This window comes from Halomonas hibernica (assembly GCF_013183775.1).
GTDB classification, from domain to species: Bacteria; Pseudomonadota; Gammaproteobacteria; order Pseudomonadales; family Halomonadaceae; genus Vreelandella; species Vreelandella citrativorans.
The window spans coordinates 31147-56864 of the sequence record NZ_VIFN01000006.1 but is presented as its reverse complement, the minus strand read 5'-3'; the positions used below and the strand labels follow the sequence as shown (position 1 = coordinate 56864).

21 protein-coding genes are annotated in these 25718 nt (G+C 54.2%); 7 read left to right on the top strand and 14 right to left on the bottom strand.

What is annotated here, in order from left to right:
* Nucleotides 1–31 precede the first annotated feature (31 nt).
* From FKN99_RS10810 to iolE (FKN99_RS10795), 4 genes are all read right to left on the bottom strand, one after another.
* Nucleotides 32–1030 (bottom strand): Gfo/Idh/MocA family protein, encoded by a 999-nt coding sequence (locus FKN99_RS10810; RefSeq protein WP_172117852.1) that lies wholly within the window; start codon nucleotides 1028–1030, stop codon nucleotides 32–34.
* A gap of 56 nt (nucleotides 1031–1086) precedes the next feature.
* Entirely contained in the window at nucleotides 1087–2244 is a 1158-nt protein-coding gene (locus FKN99_RS10805) for a Gfo/Idh/MocA family protein (protein WP_172117851.1), read from the bottom strand.
* Between the two features lie 201 nt (nucleotides 2245–2445).
* The gene (locus tag FKN99_RS10800; RefSeq protein ID WP_172117850.1) at nucleotides 2446–3609 is read right to left on the bottom strand and encodes a Gfo/Idh/MocA family protein; all 1164 of its coding nucleotides are present in this window, start codon (nucleotides 3607–3609) and stop codon (nucleotides 2446–2448) included.
* A gap of 71 nt (nucleotides 3610–3680) precedes the next feature.
* A complete protein-coding gene (gene iolE / locus FKN99_RS10795; protein WP_172117849.1) occupies nucleotides 3681–4601 on the bottom strand; it encodes a myo-inosose-2 dehydratase in 921 nt (306 codons plus the stop codon).
* Between the two features lie 76 nt (nucleotides 4602–4677).
* On the opposite strand from iolE (FKN99_RS10795), the gene FKN99_RS10790 reads away from it, so the two are divergent.
* Nucleotides 4678–5727 carry a LacI family DNA-binding transcriptional regulator gene (locus FKN99_RS10790; RefSeq protein ID WP_172117848.1) on the top strand — a complete coding sequence of 350 codons (1050 nt, stop codon included), beginning with the start codon at nucleotides 4678–4680 and terminating at the stop codon, nucleotides 5725–5727.
* A gap of 97 nt (nucleotides 5728–5824) precedes the next feature.
* Here FKN99_RS10790 and FKN99_RS10785 read toward each other — a convergent pair whose 3' ends face one another.
* The 10 genes from FKN99_RS10785 to FKN99_RS10740 form a co-directional block, all read right to left on the bottom strand.
* Nucleotides 5825–6673, bottom strand: a complete 849-nt coding sequence (locus tag FKN99_RS10785) for an AraC family transcriptional regulator (RefSeq protein ID WP_172117847.1) — start codon at nucleotides 6671–6673, stop codon at nucleotides 5825–5827.
* A 72-nt stretch (nucleotides 6674–6745) separates the two neighbouring features.
* Nucleotides 6746–7918: a Gfo/Idh/MocA family protein gene (locus tag FKN99_RS10780; protein WP_172117846.1), complete on the bottom strand. Its 1173-nt coding sequence runs from the start codon at nucleotides 7916–7918 to the stop codon at nucleotides 6746–6748.
* Nucleotides 7919–7935: 17 nt separating this feature from the next.
* Nucleotides 7936–8871, bottom strand: a complete 936-nt coding sequence (locus FKN99_RS10775; protein WP_172117845.1) for a TIM barrel protein — start codon at nucleotides 8869–8871, stop codon at nucleotides 7936–7938.
* 431 nt (nucleotides 8872–9302) lie between these two features.
* Nucleotides 9303–10805, bottom strand: a complete 1503-nt coding sequence (locus FKN99_RS10770; protein ID WP_172117844.1) for a CoA-acylating methylmalonate-semialdehyde dehydrogenase — start codon at nucleotides 10803–10805, stop codon at nucleotides 9303–9305.
* Between the two features lie 25 nt (nucleotides 10806–10830).
* Complete coding sequence (iolE, locus tag FKN99_RS10765) at nucleotides 10831–11730, bottom strand: myo-inosose-2 dehydratase (protein WP_172117843.1); 900 nt, start codon at nucleotides 11728–11730, stop codon at nucleotides 10831–10833.
* 46 nt (nucleotides 11731–11776) lie between these two features.
* Nucleotides 11777–13627, bottom strand: a complete 1851-nt coding sequence (iolD, locus tag FKN99_RS10760) for a 3D-(3,5/4)-trihydroxycyclohexane-1,2-dione acylhydrolase (decyclizing) (RefSeq protein WP_172117842.1) — start codon at nucleotides 13625–13627, stop codon at nucleotides 11777–11779.
* 28 nt (nucleotides 13628–13655) lie between these two features.
* The gene (locus tag FKN99_RS10755; protein ID WP_172117841.1) at nucleotides 13656–15575 is read right to left on the bottom strand and encodes a bifunctional 5-dehydro-2-deoxygluconokinase/5-dehydro-2-deoxyphosphogluconate aldolase; all 1920 of its coding nucleotides are present in this window, start codon (nucleotides 15573–15575) and stop codon (nucleotides 13656–13658) included.
* A 356-nt stretch (nucleotides 15576–15931) separates the two neighbouring features.
* The gene (locus FKN99_RS10750; RefSeq protein ID WP_172117840.1) at nucleotides 15932–16942 is read right to left on the bottom strand and encodes a Gfo/Idh/MocA family protein; all 1011 of its coding nucleotides are present in this window, start codon (nucleotides 16940–16942) and stop codon (nucleotides 15932–15934) included.
* A 14-nt stretch (nucleotides 16943–16956) separates the two neighbouring features.
* Complete coding sequence (locus tag FKN99_RS10745; protein ID WP_172117839.1) at nucleotides 16957–17853, bottom strand: sugar phosphate isomerase/epimerase family protein; 897 nt, start codon at nucleotides 17851–17853, stop codon at nucleotides 16957–16959.
* 39 nt (nucleotides 17854–17892) lie between these two features.
* Nucleotides 17893–18717: a TIM barrel protein gene (locus tag FKN99_RS10740; protein ID WP_172117838.1), complete on the bottom strand. Its 825-nt coding sequence runs from the start codon at nucleotides 18715–18717 to the stop codon at nucleotides 17893–17895.
* A 420-nt stretch (nucleotides 18718–19137) separates the two neighbouring features.
* On the opposite strand from FKN99_RS10740, the gene FKN99_RS10735 reads away from it, so the two are divergent.
* The 6 genes from FKN99_RS10735 (at nucleotide 19138) to FKN99_RS10710 (ending at nucleotide 25559) form a co-directional block, all read left to right on the top strand.
* Nucleotides 19138–19986, top strand: coding sequence for a MurR/RpiR family transcriptional regulator (locus FKN99_RS10735; protein WP_172117837.1), 849 nt, complete (start codon nucleotides 19138–19140; stop codon nucleotides 19984–19986).
* Nucleotides 19987–20262: 276 nt separating this feature from the next.
* Entirely contained in the window at nucleotides 20263–21180 is a 918-nt protein-coding gene (locus tag FKN99_RS10730) for a sugar ABC transporter substrate-binding protein (protein WP_172117836.1), read from the top strand.
* Between the two features lie 54 nt (nucleotides 21181–21234).
* A complete protein-coding gene (locus FKN99_RS10725) occupies nucleotides 21235–22764 on the top strand; it encodes a sugar ABC transporter ATP-binding protein (RefSeq protein ID WP_172117835.1) in 1530 nt (509 codons plus the stop codon).
* A gap of 57 nt (nucleotides 22765–22821) precedes the next feature.
* Complete coding sequence (locus FKN99_RS10720) at nucleotides 22822–23850, top strand: ABC transporter permease (RefSeq protein WP_172117834.1); 1029 nt, start codon at nucleotides 22822–22824, stop codon at nucleotides 23848–23850.
* Nucleotides 23851–23898: 48 nt separating this feature from the next.
* Nucleotides 23899–24702, top strand: a complete 804-nt coding sequence (iolB, locus tag FKN99_RS10715; RefSeq protein ID WP_172117833.1) for a 5-deoxy-glucuronate isomerase — start codon at nucleotides 23899–23901, stop codon at nucleotides 24700–24702.
* Between the two features lie 110 nt (nucleotides 24703–24812).
* Complete coding sequence (locus FKN99_RS10710; protein WP_172117832.1) at nucleotides 24813–25559, top strand: sulfite exporter TauE/SafE family protein; 747 nt, start codon at nucleotides 24813–24815, stop codon at nucleotides 25557–25559.
* The last annotated feature ends 159 nt before the right edge of the window (nucleotides 25560–25718 follow it).

Here is a 25718-nt window from a genome sequence, read left to right as displayed (position 1 = left end):
CAAACATTTCGTTCCATACTTTGGTCGACACTCACTCCCGCTTAAGCGCTAAGGCAACCGGCATACGGGTTTGAAGCGACCGTGTAGCGGCATCTGCAATATGTTGCGCAAGCAGAGCGTCACTGGCATCGGGATAGTCAACCGGCTCGCCCTCAAGGCCGCGCACAAAGGTATCCAGCGCGGCATAAAAGGTGGGCTCGATACGGTTAAGCCAGTCGCTGTGTAGCCCATCAAGGACTTGCTCGCCCCCCTTGTGAAGAGCCAAGTGCCGATGCGGCTGCCGCCGGGACTCAGCCATCCCCTCCGATCCCGAAAGCTCAATACGTTCGTCGTAGCCATAGCCCGTACGCCGTGCGCTATCGATTTGCACCAACGCACCAGAGGCCATACGTAGTGTGGCGATGGAGGTATCCACATCGCCCAGCTCGCCAACACGCGCATCGGCCAGCGCGCCACCGATCACATGCACTTCCACGGGCAAGTCATCCGTCAACCAGCAAAGCAGATCAAAAAAGTGAATGGTTTGATCGCGCATCTGCCCGCCCGAGGCTTCGATGTACGTTATGGGCGGCATTTGCTGGGTGCGGCAGGTCATCTGCACAAGCTCAAGGCTGCCCAGCTCCCCCCCCGCTACCACCTCTTTAAGGGCCGCGTGGCTGGCGTCAAAACGGCGCGTAAAGCCAATCATCAGCGGCACACCTGCTAGGCGAACCGCAGCGACGGCCCGCTCGGCACGCGGCGTATCAAGATCAATGGGCTTTTCACAGTAGATCGCTTTACCCGCCTGGGCTGCGCGCTCCACATAATCGGCATGTGTCGGCGTTGATGAAGCGATCAATACAGCGTCAATATCGGCCGTAAATACGTCCTCAATGGCGATAGGCTGGGCGCCATACTCTGACGCCAGCGTGGCTGCCCTTGCCGGGTCAATGTCCGCCACAAACTCAAGCGAGGCCCGTGGGTGAAGAGACAAGTTTTGGGCATGCAGGGCACCGATAAAGCCTGCCCCGATAAGTGCAAAACGTTGCATAGGCGCACCTCATTTTTAAATACGGATGGTTTAATTACTGATGGTTTAATTACTGGTTAAAGCGCGATTTTTACCCAGCGGCCTGCCGACTCGTGGGATTCATCGACAGCTTTAACAAAGCGTACGCCCAGTAAACCATCTCGGCTATTGGGTAGAGGTACATCGTCGTATGCAGTTTTGCCCGTTTGCTGATAACGTTGGATAACGTCGGCAACATCGCTGTACAGGTTGGCAAACGACTCAATAAAGCCTTCAGGGTGACCAAGCCCTACCCGCGTTAAGCGGGCCTGAGCGTCACTCTGGCTATCATGCCCTTGCACGCGGGTTTCGCTATGGCCATCCGGATATTTCAGAGTGAGATAGTGCGGATCCATCTGGTTCCACTCCATGGACGCCTTATCGCCATACAGGCGAAAGCGTAGGCCATGTTCGCTGCCCGTTGCGGCCATGCTGACCCACATAGACCCGCGCGCCCCGTTCTTCAAGCGTACTTGCAGCTGGGCGTCGTCAAACACGCGTCGCCCTGGCACGCAGGTGCCTAACTCTGCCGAGACTTCTGTCACTTCTTGGCCGCTGACAAAGCGCAGCATTTGATGAGCATGAGTGCCTAGGTCAGAGATAACGCTGGTGGTACCGGCTCGCGCTGGGTCAAGGCGCCAGGCGGCCTGCTTATTGTTAGGGTCATCTTCTTCCTTGGCGGCGGCCCAGCCGGAGGCGTGCTCGACCATGGCAATACGCAGCTCACCAATCGCGCCGGTACGTACAAGGTGAGCGGCTTCGCGAACCATGGCGTAAGCGCTGTAGTTATGCGTTAACGCGAACACCATCCCCCGCGCCTCGGCCAACGCATGCAGGCTCTCGGCCTCGTCCAGGCTCCCCGTCATGGGCTTATCGCAGATCACATGGATGCCCTCTTCTAGAAACGCGCTGGATACCGGGTAGTGGCTGTCGTTGGGCGTGACAATGACCACTGCCTCTATACCGTCATCGCGAGCGCTCTCCACAAGCGCCATCTGCGTGTAGCTTTCATAGACGCGTGAAGGATCAATGCCCAGCTCTTCAGCGGCCTGCTGCGACTTCTCAAGCGAACGCGAAAAGGCCCCCGCGACAAGATTAAAGCGGTCATCCAGCCGCATTCCCATTCGGTGGGCCTTAGCGATCCCCGCCCCCGGGCCGCCACCGACCATACCTACGCGAATTTTCTTATGGGACATGATGCTCTCCTGCGTTTAACTGTTCATTTGAGCTGCCCTTCCAGGCGCTATAAGCTACCAGCAAAGGCCACATAAATACTGGCGACGATGCCGACAAGAAGCAGGCGAACTCGCCCCCCAGAGCAAACACCTACCGACCAATAACCTCTTCAGCCTGATCAAACGGGCACGCCCTCAAAAGAGGGCGCGGTAGTACATAACTTAGACATGAACCCACTGACCGCTTTGGGAAGATTCGTCCATCGCGGTAATGATGCGCTGGTTGGCGCGTCCAAACGCGAAGTTGGGGTAGCAATCATTCTGATTGGCAATGCCCTGAATCAGGTCATAGATTTCAATTACTTTTACGTCGAAGAAACCCAAGCCGCCGCCGGCAAAGTCAAACCCGAAGAAGGCGCTGTACTGCGGCACCTGGGAGCCGGCCAGCAGGGTCTTGAAGCCCCGGTCGCGCTTGTCGTCATTAAAGCGGTACACCTGTAATTCGTTAAAGCGCTCGCCGTCCATATAGAGCGTGCCTTCGGTGCCTGAAATTTCCCAATACACGCCAAATACGCGGCCTGCGGCCACCCGGGAGCTTTCAATCACACCGCCCGCGCCGGAGGTGAACTTGACCAGTGCCTGAGTCTGGTCGTCGTTCTCGACCCGACGACGCTCTGCATTCTCATCCACTTTGCTGGCGTAGCCTGCATCGCTTGACGGCATGGGGCGTTCGGTAATCTGGGTCTGGGTCTGGCAGTTGACCTGTTCAAAGTCACCCATCAAAAATTGCGCCACGCTAATAATGTGCGCGCCCAGATCCCCCAGCGCCCCAGTACCTGCGCCTTCACGAGAACAGCGCCAGGACCAGGGTAGATCCGGGTCGTTAAAGAATCCTTGGTCGAAGGTGCCGCGAAAGCGAATTGGGCGGCCGATTTCACCCGCATCGATCAGCTGCTTTGCCAGCAAGGCAGCGGGGGTTTTGGTGTTATTGAAGGCCACCATGGTTTTTACGCCAGCCCGCTCAGCGGCTTCATGCATTTCGCGGGCCTGCTCATCGCTCATGGCCAGCGGCTTTTCACAGTAAACATGCTTACCTGCGGCAATCGCGGCCAGCGCCATTTCGTGGTGCAGCGCATTGGGCGAGGTAATATCGACAACATCAACCTTGGGATCATCAATCAGTTGGCGCCAGTCGCCATAGCTCTTTTCAAAGCCCAACCGGCTGCGCGCCGTTTCTGCCGCCTCATCACCCTGATCGGCAATCGCATAAAGATGCGGAATGAGCGGCAGGTCGTGGTAAAGCATCCGCGCGCGGTGGTAAGCATCCGCATGCGCCTGTCCCATAAAACCGCTGCCGATCAATCCAATATTGAGTGTTTTAGACATGCTGCTGCCTCCTTTAACTGACGTAGAGCGCCACCTGACGCTGTATAAACAAAGTGGTTTGCATGATGTGCTCAGCGGTTTTCAAGCAGATGCGTCATATGGCGATAAGCGATTTCGGCCATTTCTTTGGGCGGCGCCTTACCGGGGTCTTGCTCGGCTTCAACGATCAGCCAGCCTTGGTAATCGGTGTTGGTGGCAAAATCGATCAGCGGCGAAAAATCTAGATAACCGTCGCCCGGTACGGTGAACATACCGTTACGCACGCCCTGGTTGAAGCTAATGTCGTCTTGGCGGACGTTCGCCATTACGTCACGACGAATATCTTTAAAGTGGAGATGATTGATACGCTTGCCGTGGCGGGCCAACAGAGCTTTTAAGTCACCGCCTCCCGCCACCACGTGCCCCACATCAAATAAAAGACCAACGGCATCGCCGGTATTGGCCATCAGTGAATCGATCTCGGCTTCACTTTCCACTACCATCATCAAGTGGGCGTGGTAGGCAAGCGCAATACCGTGACGGGCCTTGAGGGTTTCTGAGAAGCGCGTCATGCGTTCGCCATACGCCTGCCAGTTGGCTTGAGACACCACCGGCGTCTGTGACAGCGGCACATTCAGCGGGTCATCGCCCGGCATCAGGCCGCACTCGCCATATACCATCACTTTGGCGCCACAGCTGGCCAGCAGATCAGCATGAGCGGCGACGTCTTCAAGCTCGGCTTCAACATCGCGCTCAGCCAGAAACCCGGAGTACCAGCCGCTAGCCAGCGACAGGCTGTAGCCAGCCAGCAAGGGTTTGAGTGCGGCGGCGTCTCGCGGAAACTTGCGTCCCATTTCTACCCCTTGGTAGCCACACTCAGCGGCTTCACGCAGAAAGGTCTCGACCGGGGTATCGTCACCAAACTCGGTGATAACATCGTTGGTCCAACTGAGAGGATTAATCCCCAGTTTCAACTGATGGGGGGTTAACAGATCGGCTATCTTTTGGGTCATGTTGATCTCGTCATCTTTGTTATTTGATATATTTGTGATAGATTTACGATAGAAAAATCATTAAGAGCGATAATCCATGACCAGAAAGCCATCGTCGACCCCTACAATGGTCGATATCGCAAACGTTGCCGGGGTCGGGGTGGCGACGGTTGATCGTGTTTTCAGCGGCCGAGCAAGTGTCCGAAAGGAAACCGCTGAAAAGGTTTTAATAGCGGCAAAATCACTAGGTTACATAGAAAAACCAGAGAAAATAGAACATAGTCGAAAGCGCTCTCACGCGTCGGTCATCAAGCTTGGCTTCCTGCTTCAGAAGCGGCGCTCCCCGGTTTATCGCATTATTGCCGACGCCTTGATAGACGCATCAAAAAACTATCAAACGGCCACGCTATCGCCTGTTATTGAGTACTGCGACACTCTGGACCCAGGCCAGGTCTCTGCTGCGCTGGCGCGGCTGGGTCAAAAGGTAGAGGTGATCGGTATAGTGGCAACCGACCATCCTGAGGTGTCGCACACCATTGCCCGGTTACGCCAGCGAGGTGTTCCTGTCTTTGCCCTGCTTTCAGAGCTTCCGGCGGGCGGCCAGAGCGCCGGATTTATCGGACAGGATGCACGCAAAATGGGTCGCACGGCTGCGTGGGCGATGAGCCGCATGACCCGCCCAGGCCCTGTGGGCATTATCACGGGCAGTCACCGCTATGTTTGCCAAGAGCTTTACGAGATTGGATTTCGCGGCTACTTCCGCGAGAAGGCCCCCGACTTTAGCGTGGTAGAGCCCATGTTTAGCCTTGAAGATCCCGCCGTGGCAGCCCAGGCTACCCAAGCGTTGCTGCACGCAGAGCCTGACCTGAAGGGGCTGTATATAGCCGGTGGTGGCATTGAGGGCGTTGTGACGACGCTGCGTCAAAACAACCGGCAGGATCTTTTTGTATTAGGCCACGACTTGACCGCAACGACGCGGGCCGCCTTGATAGACGGTACGGTAGACATGCTGCTTTCACTCCCCCGCCGCGAACTGGCCGAGCGCACCATCGCCGCCATGGTGGACTGGCTCGCTGAAGAGCACAGGCCAGAAGGAACACGGCAATTTATCTTGCCCATTGATATCTATACACCCGAGAGCGTATAGCGCATTTGCGCTGAAAACTGCCAGACCCAAGTGCTCAAGCATTTGTCTCCGGTTCAAGCAGCCTTCCATAGCGTTGTACGCTGAACTTGAGGCCTTGCTACTTGCCAAGATAATATTTTCTGTAGGTACCTGGAGGCACACCCACAACCTTCTTGAAAGCAGAATTAAAGTAGCCAGGATAATGATAACCAACCTGCTCGGCAACGTCGGTAATACTCAGCGCCGTATTAATAAGCAGTGTTTGCGCCTCTCCCATTCGGCGGCGAATCATATATTGGATAGGTGAGCAGCCGACTGAGGCTTTAAAACAGTGAGCAAGATGATAGCGACTTACTTTAAAACGCTTAGCGAGTGCCTGAAGGTCGAGCTCGTCGGCATACCGTTCATCAATAAAGCGTCTCACTTCCTGCCCAAGGTCGTAATCTATAATATTCAGCTGCACATCAGGCTGAACCGTCATTCGGTTTACTAACTGAATCAACGCTTGCAGCAAATGATGACAAATATCAGCGTTCTTATTAACGTTGATCTGGTCATATAGTAACTGCATCAAACCCTTCACCGAATTGTAATGTTCGCCACTGCCAAACACCGGTTGACTCTGTGCGGAAACAAGATGATTGGCAGGCAGACCTCTAAGCTTAACCCCTTGAAAACCACAACAATAGGCGACAATACCTGCGTTTGGCTGAGCAGCCTCATCATGCAATGTACCGCTGTTATAAATCAGAACATCACCGTTTTGAGTAGCGTACGTCTGGCCGCCAATGATGTGGGTCCCCTGCCCTTCGCTGATAAAAACGATTTCTGTGCAGTCAGGGTGGCGATGCATGGTTCGCGGCATCTCGCTCTGCTTGCCTTCAACCATACACATATAGAGCAGCTCACCCGGCTGTTCAACCACTGGAGCGCCACTACGGTCAGGTTTCATAAAGCGCTGAATCACGGCGTGAGCCTTATTCTTAACGGTATTAATAGATGACCTGGTAACTCGAGCTAGCGTCAAACGCTCGCCACGTCAGAGGTAATCAACCCACGTCGCACCAGCATCGGCAGAACGTACACAGTTCTCTACCCAACGCACGCCTTCTAAGCCGGCATCAATACCCGGCACCTTTAGCTCTTCAGCACCCGCCACATCGCCACGATCCATCGCCTCCATAGCGAATGCAAAGCGATAGTACAGGTTAGCCCACGCCTCAAATAAGCCTTCTGGGTGACCGGCGCCAATGCGATCATCCTCCCGTGCTTGAGGATATAAATACTCCATGCCCCGTTCGAGAATACGTACAGGTTCATCTTGCACTTCGTAACGCAGTTGGTTTGGATGCTCATCCCACCATTCGATACTTGCCCTAGAGCCAACTACCCGTATTTTTTGCCCATGCATCGAACCAGCGTTGACGGCGGAAGCCCATAAATGCCCCATGGCACCACACTTATATTCCATAAGTACGTAAGCGTTATCCTCAAGCGGTGCCCGGCTGGCGACAAAACTTTGCCGAGAACACAGCAATCTTTTGATGCGAAGCTTGGGCAACATCATTTCTGCAATGTAATACGGATGAGTTGCCAAATCGCCAAGCACATAACTGGGCCCAGCGTAGCGAGGGTCGACCCGCCAACGGGTACTGGGGTTGGCATTTTCAACGGCTTCGCTGTGAAAGCCATGCGCAAACTGCATGTGTACCATGCGAATCTCACCGAGATCCCCGTTGGCGATCATCTCGCGGGCCTGGCGCACCAACTGGTGGCCCGCATAGCCATACGTAATACCTACGCTGCAGTGGTTCTCTATCGCCAATGCCCTAAGTGCTTCGGCCTCTGCCACAGTGAAGCATAGCGGCTTCTCACAAATTACGTGCAAGCCAGCCTCTAGCGCCGCCTTACAGATAGCGAAGTGGGTGTTATTAGGCGTTGTGATGGACACGGCCTGAATACCATCCTCTCGTTTAGCCTCCTCGGTAAACATCGTCTGGTAGTCTGAGTAACAACGCTCGAGTGCAACCCTTAACGACACGCCAAACTCACGCCCCCTGACGGGATCGATGTCGAAGGCACCTGCCACCAGTTGAAAGCTATTGTCGCGCAGCGCCGCGCAACGATGGATATAACCGATCTGACTTCCTTGGCCGCCGCCCACCATCGCCCAACGCACTGGCGCAGCCACTTTTGTATTACCCTGAATCATGATGTTTTATCCTCTCATCAAAGCGTGTGGTGGAAGCCACGGTGTTTCAAATACGCTAAGCTGGCTGTAACGTCGGCGAGACTGCCGCCGGCATCGCGAGGGTCTCGCTCCTGTTCAATCGTGATATAGCCTTTATAACCAACCTCTTGAAGAAGTTGATAGATGGCATCGTAGTCGATAGCTCCCTCTCCAATGGGACACATAACGCCACGTGCGCAGGCATCAAAAAAGTCCACTTGGCTGGCCATGACATGTTCAAAGACGGTTGGCTGAATATCTTTGAAATGCAGATAATCTACTCGGTCAGCATGGTCGCGAATCCAGGTGACCGGGTCCATGCCCGAATAGTAGAGATGGCCAGTATCCAGGCACAGTCCAGCGGTGTCATAAGAGATGTCTGCCATCAATTGCAATATCTCGTCCTCAAACTCAATATACCCTCCCGCATGGGGATGGATGACGGCGCGGATACCATATTCGCGACTAGCTAGCTCAGCAATGGTACGAATATGCTCCATGAGGGTGTTCCAATGCACATCGTTCAGGCGCGGCGCTTTTTCGGAGTGCCCCGCATATAGGCTGCGCTCATCGTGAACATGGTCAATCAATACCAAATAGGGTGCAGGGTGGTCTTGGTCTGGTTGATTGGGTAGTGCGGGCAACTGCTTTAAGAAGGTACAAATTTCATGCGCCTGACGAATAAGATTATCCCGGTTGGCGGGGTCAACTAGGTCATCAAAAATAGTGCCCGCGACCACTTTCAAGCCACACTGTTCAAGCTTTTTGCTAAGACGCCCTTGCGTTAATGGCAAGTAGCCGTAAGGCCCGAGCTCCAGCCCCTGATAGCCCGCCTGTGCGGCCTCATCCAACACTTTCTGCCAGGGTGGCAAATTCGGATTATTCACGTCGTCAACACCCCAACAACAAGGCGCGCTAGCAATTTGGATGTTCATTAAGCACCTCCTGTATAATTATTTTTACCTAACGGTTCTGGCTCAACGGTTATTAAATCAATTATCAAAAGAGCCCATTGTCACTTTCTTGCTATTCTTCAACTTTATGGCGAATATTTTATATATTAAAATCAATTTCTTAATAGACAAACGACAACATTAACTATACTTTATAAACATTCTTGTGACTTTAAAACATGCCCACTCGTGGCCCTTTCGTATAAACCCATAATGATGTGGCAGTAAGACCCACAACGCTCACGATATATTACGTTTCAGAAGTGCGACGACGGCAAGCGACGCTTTCTGCAATCGAGCAGCTTGCTATTTTCCTGGAATCCTTGGCAATGTATAAACTCCATGCCCAACGACCAAAATCCAAAAAAAATGCCGTGCCCGAGGGCACGGCGTGAAACAGCAGTAGTTAAAAACTAAAGCGTCGGCATGGTGAAGTGGTTGGTCTCTTCACGAATACCGCTCGGCCAGCGTTGGGTGATGGTTTTCATGCGCGTATTGAAGCGTACGCCGTCCGGGCCGTGCATGTGCAGCGGACCAAACAGCGAGCGCTTCCAGCCGCCGAAGCTGTGGAACGCCATGGGCACCGGGATCGGTACGTTGACGCCCACCATGCCCACCTGGATCTGCTCGCAGTACTGGCGCGCGGCGTCGCCGTCGCGGGTGAAGATAGCGGTGCCGTTGCCGTACTCGTGAGCGTTGATCATCGCGACGGCGTCATCAAAGCTCTCCGCACGGCTGATCGCCAGCACCGGGCCAAAGATCTCTTCTGCATGAATACGCATACCAGGCTTCACATGATCAAACAGCGTACCGCCGACAAAGTAGCCCTCACCGGCGCCTTCGATACGGGTTTCGCGGCCGTCGACCACGAGCTCGGCCCCTTCATCCACGCCGGTCTGGATATAATCCTTCACTTTTTGCAGGTGCTCGCGGGTAATCAGCGGGCCCATATCGTTGTCCGGGCCGTCGACCAGGCCGGGGCCTACCCGCAGCCTGGCAAGCTCGGCTTCGATCTTTTCACGCAGCCGGTTGGCGGTCTCTTCACCCACCGGTACGGCCACCGAGATCGCCATGCAGCGCTCGCCCGCCGAGCCATAAGCGGCGCCCATCAAGGCACCCACCGTCTGATCAAGGTCCGCATCGGGCATAATCACCATATGGTTTTTAGCCCCACCCAGCGCCTGAACGCGCTTGCCATGGGCCGATGCGGTCGCGTAAATGTACTCGGCAATCGGTGTAGAGCCGACAAAACTGACCGCCTGGACACGCTCATCGGTGAGCAGCACATCGACCGACTCTTTGTCGCCGTTGACGACATTGAACACGCCATCGGGCAGGCCCGCTTCGGTCAAAAGCTCTGCCAGGCGCATCGGCGTGGAGGGGTCTTTCTCGGACGGCTTCATGACAAAGGTGTTGCCGCAGGCAAGCGCGATGGGGAACATCCACATCGGCACCATCGCCGGGAAGTTGAACGGCGAGATACCGGCGCACACACCCAGCGGCTGCATCATCGAGTAGCTGTCCACTCCGGTGCCCACGTTCATGGAGTGCTCGCCCTTTTGCAGGTGCGGAATACCGCAGGCAAACTCGACCACCTCAAGCCCTCGGGTCACTTCGCCTTTGGCATCCGAAAACACCTTGCCGTGTTCGCTGGAAATCATCCGGGCCAGCTCATCGGTGTGCTCTTCAACCAATGCCTTGAACCTGAACAGAATGCGTGAGCGCTTGAGTGGCGTCATTTTGGCCCAGGCCGGGAAGGCGTCAGCGGCGACGCGTACCGCGTCCGCTGTTTCAGCAGCCGACGAGAGCGCTACCTGAAGCGACTGCTCACCGGTGGCGGGGTTGTAAACCGGTGCCGTACGGCCGCTTTGGCTGGCAACGGCTTGGCCGTTAATGTAATTACCTAAAATGCTCATTATTTGATTCCTTCTGGTGGTCGGTTTACTGATCCACGGTTAAGCGAGCGTCAGCACAGAAACGGCGTAAATTGTCATACCCCAAGCGTGCGTACATCAGCGGATGCGCTACCGCAGGATCCTGCTCTGCTTCAACGACCACCCAGCCGGAATAGTCGCTTGCCCTGAGCCCTTCAAACAGCGTGGTGTAATCGATATAACCATCGCCGGGTACGGTGAACATGCCGTTCAACACGCCATCGAGAAAGCTGAGATCCCGATTACGCACATCGGCCAGAATGTCTTTACGAATATCCTTGCAGTGCACATGGTTAATGCGTGCGGCATATTTTTTCTGTAAGACGACGGGGTCACCACCTGCCGCGACCAAGTGGCCAGTGTCCAACAGTAGTCCAACGGAGGGGACCGACTCGGCCATCAGCCGATCAATCTCATCAGGCGTTTCAATGACGGTGCCAAGATGGTAGTGATAGGCGATCTGCACGCCCTGCGCCTGGCAGTAGTCAGCGACCTGATTAAGACGTGGAATAAAGGTTTTCCAGCCCTCTTCGCTCATACGCGGCGAGTGGGAGAGCGGGATTTCACGCTCTCCATGCACGCAGTGCGTCACTTCACAAAACACCATGACCTTGGCACCCAGCGACTTGAGCAGGTGCAGGTGCGGCTTAAGCGCATCAATCTCTTCCTCAGCGCTACGCGTTAGCAGTGAGCTGCTGTACCAGCCAGAGACCAGCGAAAGGCCCTGCTTATCTAAAATAGGGCCCAGCTCATTGGGGTCGCGGGGGAATTTATGGCCTAGCTCGAAGCCCGAGTAACCGGCCTGCTTGCCCTCAGAAAGACAGCTATCCAGTGGCGTGTCACCGCCCAGCGCTGGCATGTCGTCGTTCGTCCAGGTAAGTGGGTTAATACCAATTCTTACGCTCATGGCGGTCTCCGTTACGTTTGTTATTGAGTGGGCAGTGACAATTGCCCTACATGTTCTGGAATTGGCGTGCCTTGTAGGCTTCGTAACGATCACGCGCCGTGTTCACTTCTGCGCGCTCGGACACCTCGGGCACTGCAACATCCCACCAGGCGCCGCCTTCTTGAGTATCTGCTAGGGCGTCGGTATCAATGGCAATCACATAGCTGGTGTCAGATGCCTTGGCACGCTTAAGCGCCACTTCAAGCTCCTGAATATTGCCTACCTGTTCACTAAGCGCACCGAGAGCAGCAGCGTGGGCAGCAAAATCGGTTTTAGGCGCTCCGGGTTCAATGCTCAGGCAATCTCCCAGCATATTGTTAAAACCCGGGCCACCGCAGAACAGCTGAAGGCGATGAATACATCCATAGCCACGGTTATCCAGCACCACCGCAATAATCTTGTGGCCCAGCATTACCGACGTGGCAATTTCGGAGTTAAGCATCAGATAAGAGCCGTCGCCGACCATGACAAAGACGTCTGAGTCTGGCTTGGCCATTTTGACGCCCAGCCCCCCGGCCAGCTCATAGCCCATGCACGAGTAGCCGTACTCCATGTGATAGCCACGATCAAAGCGCGTACGCCAAAGTTTTTGCAGCTCACCAGGCAGACCACCGGCGGCGCAGACTACGATGTCTTGCTCGCCGGCGGCACGGTTAACGGCGCCAACGACTTCGGCATCGCAAGGCAGGTTGGTGCCGCGATCAGCGGTGACCTTGTCGATCGTGCTGTTCCAGTCAGCGCGCAGTTCAGCGGCCTGTTCAATCCAGATACCTTCGGGCTGCCAGCCTGAAAGCCCCGATGAAAGCTCTGACAGCGTAAGTTTGGCGTCGCCTACCAGTGCCTGGCCCTTGTGTTTCACCGCATCGAACGAGGCAACGTTAATGCTCAGCAGTTTGGCATCAGGGTTGATCATGGCGCGGGAGCCGGAGGCAAAATCCCCCAAACGCGTGCCTACGGCGATAATCAAATCGGCTTCCGCCGCCAGAGCGTTGGCCGCTGCGCCGCCTGTAACGCCGATACTGCCGGTGTTTTGCGCATGATCCCAGGGCAGCGCACCTTTGCCTGCCTGGGTTTCACCTACCGGCAATTGGTAGTTGGAAACCAGCGCATCAAGCTCAGGCAATGCACCTGAGTAGTGCGCACCACCGCCGGCTATGACCAGCGGCTTTTTAGCCTGACGAATCAGTTGCAGCGCACTTTCAAGCTCATGACGGTCAGCCGCCTGGCGACGCAGACGGTGCACTTTTTCTGCAAAGAAATGCTCGGGATAATCGAAGGCGAACGTCTGAATATCCTGGGGCAGCGCCAAGGTGACCGGTCCACACTCAACAGGGTCGGTGAGTACCCGAACCGCCTGAGGTAGCGACGTCAGCAACTGCTCGGGGCGCGTTATGCGGTCAAAAAAGCGGCTGACCGGCTTGAAGCAGTCGTTAGTTGTCAGCGTATGATCGCCAAAGTTTTCCAACTGTTGAAGCACTGGGTCTGGCGTGCGTGTGGCAAAGGTGTCACCCGGCAAAAATAGTACCGGCAGGCGGTTAACATGGGCGACTGCCGCAGCGGTTACCATATTGGTGGCGCCCGGACCCGCAGAGGCGGTACACGCCATAACCTGCTGGCGATTTAGCGTTTTGGCATAGGCGATCGCGGCGTGCGCCATGCCCTGTTCGTTATGCGCGCGATAGGTAGGCAACGTTTCACGCGCTTGGTATAACGCCTCACCCAAGCCTGCAACATTGCCATGTCCAAAAATGGCCCATACGCCAGGGAAAAGCGGCTTGATTTCGCCATCAATTTCTACTTTCTGGGCCGTCATGTAGCGTACAACGGCCTGCGCCATGGTGAGTCGAATGGTATTCATAGCCTTTCACTCTTGTAATAAGAAGTCGTTAGATCACTTGCTGACGCATCTGCCAGGCACCAACGAGCGCCAAGTAGTTGTCCAAAACGGCCTGGATGAGCTGTTCATCATCGTAGTCACCGCGTAACCACCGGCGACTCGGCTCACCAAAGATAGTACGCCCAACAGCAAATCCTTTGCAGACATCGACACCGGCACTATCCATAAGGCCTTTTTTCAGCTCATCGACGGGTGCGTCGAGGCCTAACATCACGACCCCACGACAATATGGTGCTCGAATATTGAGTAACGTGCTTATACGTTGCCAGGTAGCCGGCGTTTGTGGTGGAAGCTTCCACCAATCAGGCTGAACGCCCAGGTTATAAAAACGCTGCATGGCATTGATAAATACATCCCCATCGGCGGCCATGTCCTTGGGCGGAATAATTTCCACCAGCAGCTCATTGCCCGACTCGGCGCACGCATGATAAAGCTCAATAACCTGCCGCTCCTGCGCTTGGCGCAGCGCAACCTTGTCCTCGGGATGATAGAAGACAAGGCATTTAACAATGTGCTCTTTGGGCCACTGCTGTAGCCGAGAGCCGATGCTGCGACCGCCTTCAAGCTCAATAGGACGAGAACTTGGTAACTCTACCGGCCGAGCAATCCACCAGTCGCGTCCGGTCACATCATTGAGCGCTTCTTGACCGTAGGTATCGTCGATCAGCACGCCCACTTGGCTGTTACCCAGTTGCTGGCTACCGCGCTCGGTGGCTTTAACCAATAAACGCTTCAAGTAAGGAATTCTTGCTATCTCGGCGCCCTCTTCGCGCGCCATATCAAAAAGCTGCTTGCGATGGTCAAAGGCCAGAATGCATAGGTCGTCCCACTGCTTTGGACTGCGCTGGGTTGTCACGCGGTGCAGATAATTCAACCGGGTGTCCAAATCAGGGCGAGCTATGGATTCAGCCCTGGAGAGGTAGTCGTCAAGCTCTTCAGCACTGGGAATAGCAGGTGCACAACCGTGGCGTGATACCACTAATGCGCCACAGGCATTTGCATACGCACAGCTCTGTGCGTGAGTTTCCTCGCGCAGCCAGCCGCGCAGGAAGCCGCTCATGAATGCATCCCCAGCCCCCAGTACATTGAGCACATCGACCTGCACCCCCGTATGCAGCTCGAACCCAGCTTCGCTAGCGGGGATTTCTCCATCCAATACGGTGCAACCCTGAGCACCCAACTTGAGTACGATGGTTGCATCGGTAAGCTCGCGAATCGTTTTCAGCGCGGTAATAGTATCCGTGCTCCCCCCCGCAATATGCACCTCTTCTTCGGTGCCCACTACCAAGTCCAGATCGGGCAAAATGCTCTGTAAATGTCGGCTAACCCCCTCGTTGGAAACAAAGCGGGTTTCGCCATCGCCCAGAGTGGTTAACCCCCACAGTACGGGGCGATAATCAATATCCAGCACCACTTTGGTGCCTGCCGCCTTGGCGTATTCAATGGCCGTTTTGCTGGTCCGGTAGGTCTGCTCGGTGGAGAAGTGGGTGCCGGTAATCAGCAGCGCTTTACTGGAGGCAATAAACTCAGGCTCGAAGTCACCGCTGTCCACCGCCATATCGGCACAATCATGGCGATAAAAAATCAGCGGAAAGGTTTCACGATCTTTAATGCCCAGGATAACCAGTGCCGTAAGCCGCTCTTTATCGGTCACGACATGGCTGGTATCAACACCTGCCCGGGCAAGCTCTTCACGTACAAAGCGGCCCATGTGCTCATCGCCTACCCGCGTCAGCATCGCTGACTTGAGCCCCATGCGAGCAGTGCCGTAAGCAATATTGCCTGAGGATCCGCCCAGGTACTTGGCAAAGCTGCTCATATCTTCCAAACGGCTGCCTACCTGGTTGCCGTATAGATCGACCGCCGCTCGGCCGAGGCAAATTAGATCCAGTGTCTTGGTCTCATTCATGACATCACATCCTACGCGCCGCCAGTCCCTAACCCAGCGTTACTCGTAAAGAGAAACGGTGTTACCTTGGCTATTCAGGAGTGGACATTGTTATTAGTTTGTCTTCAACTCAATATAGAATTTATATTCCAACTATTCAATAAATGAAACTTACAATCCTTTTATGCTTTGGTTGTACATGAAGCCGCGCTGCTGTCCTTACGAATTATTCTTAACAACCATTTTTAAGAACTATCCTTACGAACCGCCCTTAAGAACCGCCCTTAAGAACTGTCTTTATGGACTGTCTTTAAAAGCTGCTAAAAAAACGGCCCCGTGCCAAGGGCAGCGGAGCCGTCGATCAACGTTTTCTACCGTTAGGCGTAGAAGGCCGGGCGTTCGGGCATTTCAATGGGCTCGATGGCGCCACTTTCCTGCGCCTTCACACATACATCGCCGGTAATGGCAGCAGCGTAACCGTCCCATGAGGAGGGACCACTCAGCTCACCCGACGCGGCGCCGTCGATAAAGGCTTGAAGCTCGACATCAAACGCTTCACCGAAACGTTTTTTCCAATCCATCAAAATCTCACTGGAGAGCTGACCCGCCTGACGGAATTTGAGCGACTGAGGCTCCGGCAAACGCGCAACGCCCTCTTCACCCACCACATCGCACTGAATGTCGTAGCCGTACTTGCAGTTCACGAACACTTCAACGTCGATACGCACGCCTTTGACGGTTTCCAGCAAGACGATTTGCGGATCGGCCACTTCGCTGTGGGCGTGGCGTGTTTTACGCGGGAAAACGACCTGCGCGCTCTTGTAGTCGTCATCCAGCAGCCAACGAAAGGTATCCAGCTCATGAATAAGCGTGTCATGGATCGCCATAGGTGTGATGTAGCGCTCGGGCACCTCCGGGTTGCGGTGGGCGGCGTGAATCATGAGCGGCTCGCCCAAGCGGTTGCCGTCAATCGCTTCTTTCATCATCCGATAGCCGCTATCGTAACGGCGCATAAAGCCCACTTGTACCAAGCGGCGCCCCGCCTTGATTTCGGCGTCGATAATATGCCGACAGCCTTCTGCGGTGGTAGCCAGTGGCTTCTCGCAGAAGACCGGCTTGCCCGCTTTAATAGCGGCCAATACATACTCTTCGTGGGTAGGGCCCCATGAAGTCACCATGATGGCATCGACGTTGTCGGCATCAATCAGTGACTGGCCATCTTCATAAACATGCGCGTCAATGCCCAGACGCTTTACAACCGCTTTGGCCTGTTCCAGATTAACGTCAGTCACGGCCACAATGTGGCTACCGGTTAGCTGCTGGGTAATGCGCCGGGCATGCTCTTCACCGATCATACCGGTGCCGATAATTCCAATATTAACGGTCATGATTATTTTCCTTATTATTTCCAGTACTTGTCGACGTAGCGCTGAATTTCGCCGCGCATAAAACGGTTCGAGGCTTCCGCCCGATCTTCCCAGCCAAATACGCAACTGGAGAGTACGCCATCAAAGCCCATTTCGTGCAGCGTCTTGAAGAAGATGTCCCAATCGATTTCTCCTTCCCCCATATCCAAGTGCTGGTGGACACGGACGTTGGCACCCGGAGGGTTGACGATATAGCGCAGCTCTGACGAGGCCTTGTGGTTAAACGTATCCGCTATGCGGGCATGAACAAGCTCGCCCTGGGTGGCGCGCAGGGTGGTTTCCAGGTCATCGCCATAAAAGAAGCAGTGCGGGGCAATGTAGGAGGTTTTAATCGCCGGTGAGTTAATCGTTTTGATAATCTCGATGGCAGGCTCCATGGTTTCAATCCAGTCTTCGGGATGCGGTTCCAAGCTGAGCGTTAACCCTTCGCGCTCAAGAATGGGCACCAGCACATCCATGGAGCGCCAGAAGGCGTTTTCACACGCTTCTGGAGTATGAATACCCGCGCGATCTGCCTGGGAGCGCTCGACCGAACCGCCACGACCAAACTCGGAAACCAGCAGCGGGTTATCAAGCTCTACCGCCACTTCGATAATCCGCTTCCAGTTGTCCATGGCCATTTCCCACTCATCACGGTAGGGGCTTGACCAGCGGTACATGGGCTGCATGCTGGCAAGGCCAACATCGTGCTCCTTCATGGCCTTTTTAAACTCACGCACCACGCTTGGATAAGCGCGTGGCCGCGTCCACCACACCATAAAATCAGGGCGAGGGGAGAGCTCGATGTAGTCATACCCAAGCTCTTTGGTCAGCCGACAGGTTTCTGGCAGCGAAAGATGCCGGTGCATATGGGGGTCGAGGGCGATTTTCATCGAATTCTCCTTGTCTTTATCGTTGGGTCGCCGTGCGGTTTAAGCCAGCTGGCGCTGCACAAAGGTCATGCTCTCACGTAGTGCTGCGACGGTATCAGGATGTTGATGTACGGATTTTGCAAACGGCTCAAACGAGACATAGCCGCTATAACCACTGCTTAGTAAACGCTGAAGCTGCTCGACATTAGCAAGACGATCATCTGCGCTGACCAGCACCCGGTGTGAATCCAGCATGTCGTCTGTGGTCACAGAGGCATCTTCAAGTCCTGAGATATGTACAAGCCCCGTGCTTTCAGCAAACAGGTCCACCTCACCCGCACCCTGATGATGGAAGGTGTCGTGTACCAGAGAGAAGCGCGATGCCAGGTTAAGCGCTTTGATCGTTGCTACAGCATCGGCTTTAAAGCGCAGTGAGGAGATAGGGAAGCCCAACGGCTCAACGAAGCCCTTAAGGTCGTAATGGGCCAATATTTTATCCAACGCTATTAGCGCTTCTTCCAGGCTGGCCTGGCGCTCTTCATCGCTCGCAGCGTAGTCGGCATCAACCAAAGGACACAGCACCAGCCCGCGGCTACCTGCTGCACTGGCCCACTGGGCCAGTGTTTCCGCTTGGGCTTGACGCTCGGCGTTCCAGATATTGAAGGGGTAGAGGGCATTGATGCTTAACACTTCAATACCGAGCGTGCGCGCCTGCTCACCGGCGCGCATGGCGGTGGCGACGTCGCTAATACTGTTGTCGCCCACGTCATTACGCAGTTCAACGGCCCCAATGCCCATGTCGGCGGCTGTTTCAATCAGTTCTTGAACTGACCAGCGGGGATTAACCATGTGATTAAGCGCGAATTTTAGGTTAGCTTGCGCCATAGTGGGCTCCAGTATTCATGCCTGATTGTTGTGCTGTAAGTGCCAGTGTCGGCAGCAAATAGGGGTATACTCAATAGCGGTGCACCCTGAGGTAAAACGAGACTAGAACATATATTCCATTCTATCAATATGCTGAATATTCAATTTTATATACCTTAAAGCAGCCTTGGCTCGGTTAAGAATAAAAATCAATAACTTATTGTTTTTAATAATCAAAACAAACAGATTGCGTTAGACCAAAGCAGTATGAAAATAGTGCCGGGAACTCTCTGAAAAAGGGGCCTGAAAAAACGGCGGGAGCGAGTGACAACGGTGCTAACGATAACCATATATAGAATTTATATTCCCACTTCACTACGCTATGGCGTACTGACTTATTGATACGACGACAATATAACCGTGACCAGCAGGGCAACCACCATGAGCCAAATACCCCAAAGCTTTGCAACGCTTGAGGAGCGCATCACCGCTGATTACCCCTCATTAAGCCGTCGTCTACAGCAAACCGCGCGGTTTCTGTTGGATAATCCTCAGGAAGTCGCCTTTTCGACCGTTGCCCAGTTAGCCAAGCAGGCGGGCGTCACGCCTTCGACGCTGATCCGCTTCTCTAACAGCTTTGGTTTTTCGGGCTTCTCGGAGATGCAGCAACTGTTTCGCGCCCGCTTGTTTGATGAACTGCCCAACTACAACGAACGTATTCGTGCAGTGCGCACCGCAACCGGCGAAACACCGGACAGCACTCAGTTGCTATGGGAATTCGCTAGCGCTAATGAGGAGGTACTGCGCCAACTTCCTGATCGCGTCAATTCACTTAACCTAGAGCAGGCGCTGGATATTTTTGAAAAGGCTAGCGCCATTCATATTATGGGCGCGCGACGCAGCTTTATGGTCGCAAGCTATATGGCCTACGCACTACACCATATCGAGAAGCCAGCGTTTTTGGTGAACGGTATTGGCGGGATGTATAAAGAACAGGTTAAAGCCGTCAATCAGCAAGATGCATTGATGGTGATCAGTTTTTCCCCGTATGCTCAAGAGTCGCGCGACGTGGCGGAAGAAGCCCATATACGCGGCATCCCCTTGGTCGTATTAACGGATTCAAACCTGAGCCCATTGGTTCGCTTGGCAGACGTCACTCTGTTAGTCCATGAGGCCGAGGTGAAAAGCTTTCGCGGGCTAACAGCTTCGCTTTGCCTTACGCAAACATTAGCGATTGCATTAGGTGTGCGTCAGGACAAGGCACTGGATCGCCATAGCAACGACGCCTGAAGCACATCACTAAAAAAGTGACGCTTTCCAGAACTTTTCCCGGCTTTTTAGCCGGGTATTTTTTATTAAAAACATAAGCATGGAGGATTATTCAGCGATAAAAAACCAATCAATAAAACGCTATTCATACCAAAGTATAGAACAATAATTTTGCATTTATTTAAAATGGAACCTAAATTCCATTCATGGGTTTTACAACACTGCTTGTGTAAAAGCCAAACTAGCAACAATCAAAACAACAAAGCTTAAAAACAACAAAGCTTAGGAGATATCCCCATGAAGCGCCTTTTACTCGGTGCCGCTATGCTCGCAACCTGTTCATCTGCCATGGCTCAGTCTATCGGTGTCTCGGTTGCTTGGTTTGATGACAACTTCCTCACTTCCATGCGCCAAGCAATGGCAGCCGAAGCAGAAACACAGGGTTACGATATCCAGTTTCTCGATGCTCAGGGAGATATCGGCCGTCAGCTCAGCCAGGTGCAAAGTCTTGCCGCGCAAGGCGTGGACGCCATCATCATTAACCCTGTCGATACTGCCGCCACCTCGCGTATGACAGGTGAAGCCGTGCTACAGAGCATTCCGTTAGTATATGTGAACCGCGAGCCTGAAGGGGACGACCTGGATAACGAGGGGGTGGTTTTCGTGGGTTCTGATCAGAAGGTTTCCGGCGAAATGCAGATGAGGGCATTGGCCGAGCTGCTCGGAGGCGAAGGTAACGTTGCGATCATGCTGGGCGAGCTTTCCTCAGGGGCCACGCACCAACGCACCGAAGGCGTGAAGGAAGTCGCGGCCGAATATCCGGGCATTACGATTGTCGCCGAGCAACCTGCCGACTATCAACGCACGCAAGCTATCGACCTGATGACTAACTGGATCGTGGGCGGTCAGGAAATTAATGCGATTGCCGCGAACAATGATGAAATGGCAATTGGCGCACTCAACGCCATGCGTCAATTAGGTATTAGTCCTGAAGACACTATCGTAGGTGGCATTGATGCTACGCGTGACGCACTCGATTCCATGCAGAGCGGCGAACTGGCCGTGACGGTCTTCCAGGATCCGGTCGGCCAGGGCGGCGGAGCAGTAAAGGCTGCGATTGCATTAGCTGAAGGCAATGAAGTTGAGAAAAGCACCATGGTGCCTTTCCAGCTGGTCACTCCTGAAACGCTTGAAGAATTTCTTGCCAATCAATGAGGCATTCGGCTCGCCAGATGGCGAGCCGACCTTGATGTTTCAGGAGAAACCCGTATGGCGCCAATGACTGCAGAAATTCTGACTCCCGATACCGCCGAGTTCATTCTTGAGGTCGCTAATGTCCGCAAAACCTTTCCCGGCGTCGTCGCACTGGACAATGTCCAACTAAAAATTCGCCCAGGCACCGTTCATGCGTTGATGGGTGAGAACGGTGCAGGAAAGTCGACCCTGATGAAGATCATCGCTGGCGTCTATATTCCCGATAAAGGCGAGGTTCGCTTAAAAGGCCAGCCACTGGATCTGCAGGGCCCGCTGGACGCACTGGAAGCCGGGATTGCCATGATTCATCAGGAACTAAACCTGATGCCATTTATGACCATTGCCGAGAATATCTGGATACGCCGGGAGCCGCTAAATGCTTTTGGCATGATTAACCACGACAAAATGAACCAGATGACTGAGGCGCTGTTTGAACGGCTGGGCATCGACATGGACCCCGAAATGGAGGTTCGGAAACTCACCGTTGCTGGTCGTCAAATGATCGAGATTGCAAAAGCGGTTTCCTATGAGTCCGAAGTGCTCATTATGGACGAGCCTACCTCTTCGCTGGCGGATCGCGAAGTAGAGCATCTATTCAGAATTATCAATGACTTGAGATCACAAGGAAAAGGCATTATCTACATCACGCACAAAATGGATGAAGTGTTTGAGATCGCTGACGATATTTCCGTGTTCCGTGACGGCCAGTTCATCTATTCCGCTGCAGCAAGCGAGATGACATCCAACGATATTATCAAGTTGATGGTAGGGCGCGAAGTCACTCAAATGTTCCCCAAAGAGGAGGTACCTATCGGGGACATCGTGTTATCAGTGCAAGATCTCAGCCTGGAAGGCGTTTTTGAGAATGTCGGCTTTAATGTTCGTGCAGGAGAGATCCTTGGTCTAGCGGGGCTGGTAGGGTCGGGACGCACTAATATCGCAGAAACGCTGTTCGGCGTAACGCCGCCCACATCAGGCAGTATCTGCATTGATGGCAAGGAAGAATCCATCGGCTCGCCACACCAAGCCATGCTGCGCGGCTTAGCGCTACTTACCGAAGACCGAAAAGAGACAGGCTTGTTTCTAGGCCTTTCGGTCGAAGAGAACATGGAAATGGCCGTGCTGCGCGATGGCTATACACGCGGCACTTTCGTCGAACAGAACCGGCTCGATCAAGAGTGCGACTCAATGAAGGAGCGCTTGCGCGTTAAAACGCCTTCGATGGAAGAGCGTATCGGCAATCTTTCTGGGGGCAACCAGCAGAAAGTGCTGATAGGCCGTTGGCTATTGACCAAACCACGTATCTTGATACTCGATGAACCCACACGCGGTGTCGACGTAGGCGCCAAGGCTGAAATTCACAAGCTGATTACTGAACTCGTCAAACAGGGCGTGGCAGTGATCATGATCTCTTCCGAACTACCCGAAGTTCTGGGTATGAGTGACCGCATTATGGTGATGCACCAAGGCAGAGTCACTGGCTTCCTAAACCGCAGTGAAGCCAATCAAGTCAATATCATGGAGCTTGCCTCATCGCCGGTGTAAATATCGACCGCAGAGGACTGACCTTCCCGAATACGGGTAATAATGAGGTAGAAAACAATGAACAATACAGTGGACACCGCTGATCACCTGGAAGTGGTCAAAAAACGTAAGAAAAAGATTCCCACTGAAGTGAGCATCTTTCTCGTTCTGGTTGGCATTGCCCTGTTATTCGAGGCACTTGGCTGGATTGTACGTGGCGACTCTTTCCTGATGAATCCGCAGCGTTTGCTGATCATGATTCTTCAGATGTCGATCATCGGTATCATTGCCATTGGGGTGACTCAGGTCATTATCACCGGCGGCATTGATCTTTCATCAGGGTCCGTGCTCGCTCTAACGGCAATGGTCACTGCGAGTTTCGCTCAGCAGTCGGATTATCTTCGTGCTGTTTACCCGGCACTCACCGATCTGCCATGGGTATTGCCGTTGCTGGCCGGGCTTTTGATTGGCGCCTTGGCAGGCCTGATTAATGGTGCCTTGATCGCTTTTGCCATGATACCGCCCTTCATTGCGACCCTGGGCATGATGGTCAGCGCGCGCGGCATGGCTCGCGCTTATACAGATGGCCAGCCCGTGAGCATGCTAACAGATCAGTTCACCTGGATCGGCTCTGGCGCCAATCCGGTTATTATTTTCCTGGCAGTGGCTGTGCTCTTCCATATCGCCCTCAAGTATACGCGCTACGGCAAGTACACCTACGCCATTGGCGCCAACCCTCAAGCGGCGCGTGTCTCCGGCATTAATGTACGTCGTCACTTGATCATGGTGTACGCCATTGCGGGCCTACTCGCTGGCTTGGCAGGTGTTGTGGCTTCTGCGCGCGCCGGCACCGGTCAGGCGGGCATGGGGCTAATGTATGAGCTTGACGCTATCGCCGCCGCCGTCATCGGTGGGACAAGTTTGGCAGGGGGCGTTGGCCGTATTGCCGGTACCGTGATCGGGGCACTTATTCTTGGTGTCATGCTGAGCGGCTTCACCTTTCTGGGGGTCGACGCTTACTACCAGGATATTGTCAAAGGCATCATTATCGTGACTGCGGTTGTCGTCGACCAGTATCGCCAGCGTCGTCGTTTAAAAGCCGCTTGATCCGTTAACCAGCGAAACATCCATACACTTAACACGATTGGAGAAACGATGTCATCGCTACTCGTTCGCCCCACCGCCCCTGACGAACAGGGTACTATCATCGACGTAACTCCGGCCTCAGCGGGCTGGGAACACGTTGGCTTTCGGGTCCACACGCTTGCCAAGGGGGCACGAATTGAAGCCAGCACAGGTGACCAGGAGGTCTGCTTGGTACTGCTAACCGGGCGTGCCAATGTCGTCAGCGGCGAGCACCACTTTGAAGATATCGGCGAGCGGATGGATATCTTTGAACAGATTCCACCCTACGCCGTTTATTTGCCCAATGGCGCAAACTACCAGGTAGAAGCCACTACCGACCTGGAGCTTGCGGTATGTGCAGCCCCCGGGCAGGGCAACCATGCACCGCGCTTGATCGCTCCGGATAGCATCAAAAAAAGCACCCGTGGGCAGGGCAGCAACGTTCGTCATGTGCACGATATTTTGCCGGAAAACGAACCCGCTGATAGCCTACTGGTGGTGGAGGTGTTTACGCCTGAGGGTAACTGGTCGAGCTATCCGCCACACAAACACGATGTGGATAACTTGCCTCACGAATCATTATTGGAAGAGACTTACTATCACCGCATCAATCCTTCCCAGGGCTTTGCCTTTCAGCGTGTGTATACCGACGACCGCTCGCTTGATGAAACCATGGCCGTGGAAAACGGCTGCTGTGTGCTGGTACCCAAAGGCTATCATCCAGTGGGCGCGCCTCATGGCTACTCGCTCTACTATTTGAACGTGATGGCAGGGCCTAAACGCGCCTGGCAATTTCACAATGACCCCGACCATGAGTGGTTGATTAACCGCTAAATCGGCCTGCTCTGTGCCTGGCAACGCTCACCAGATGCTATCCTTCCATGCCCCGCCTGCGCGGGGTTTTCACGTTAAGCGTTTCAACTTCGGGCTTTTTAGGAATTGCCATGCTGCCGGACTACTCCATTATCGCTTGGCTATTGATTGGATTTTCGGTGTATCTGACGGGCGTCTCAAAAGGCGGCTTTGCTGGTGGTTTTGGCACGCTTTCGGTGCCGCTGATGGCACTGGTGATTAGTCCCACGCAGGCCGCAGGCCTATTGCTGCCGCTACTGCTGGTAATGGACGTATTGGCAGTGAAAGCATGGTGGGGCAAGCATGACATGGCCGAAGTATGGCGATTTTTGCCAGGGCTCTTCGTCGGTGTTGCGGTGGGCACGCTGCTCTTTGGCAGCCTGAGCGAACAGGGCGTTCGCTTGGTATTGGGTGCGATCTCAGTGGTGTTTGCTGCGTATATGCTGTTAAAGCCATTGGCCGCCAAGCCTATTTCAACGCGTTGGGCGCTGCCTGCCGCCAGCGTGTGTGGCTTCACAAGCTTTATTGCCCATGCAGGCGCCCCACCACTCAATCTTTACCTACTGCCTCGAAAACTGCCTAAAGAGACCTTTATCGCCACCTGCGTTGTCACCTTTACAGCGGTTAACGTGATTAAACTGGGCCCGTACCTGTGGCTTGGTGAAATCAATATGACCAGCGCCTGGGCATCGCTACTCTTGGTGCCGGTCGCTTGGGTAGGCGTGCGCAGCGGCCTTTGGCTACAAAGCCGGGTTAATGAGCAGTTGTTTTATCGCTTGGTCATACTGGCCATGTTCCTGGTGGGTGTTAATTTGATTTGGCAGGCGTTGGCGCCTTAAGAGGTGAACGTCTCCCCATACAATTGTTTGCGTAGGGTGTCTTTACAACTGACAACCTGGTAGCGGCCAGGTTCGCCAGTCAAGCCTCTGCCACCCTTCAAGGCTCGCGACCTCAGCCAGCACAGGGTCGGGATTAACCACCACGGGGCAATCGACATA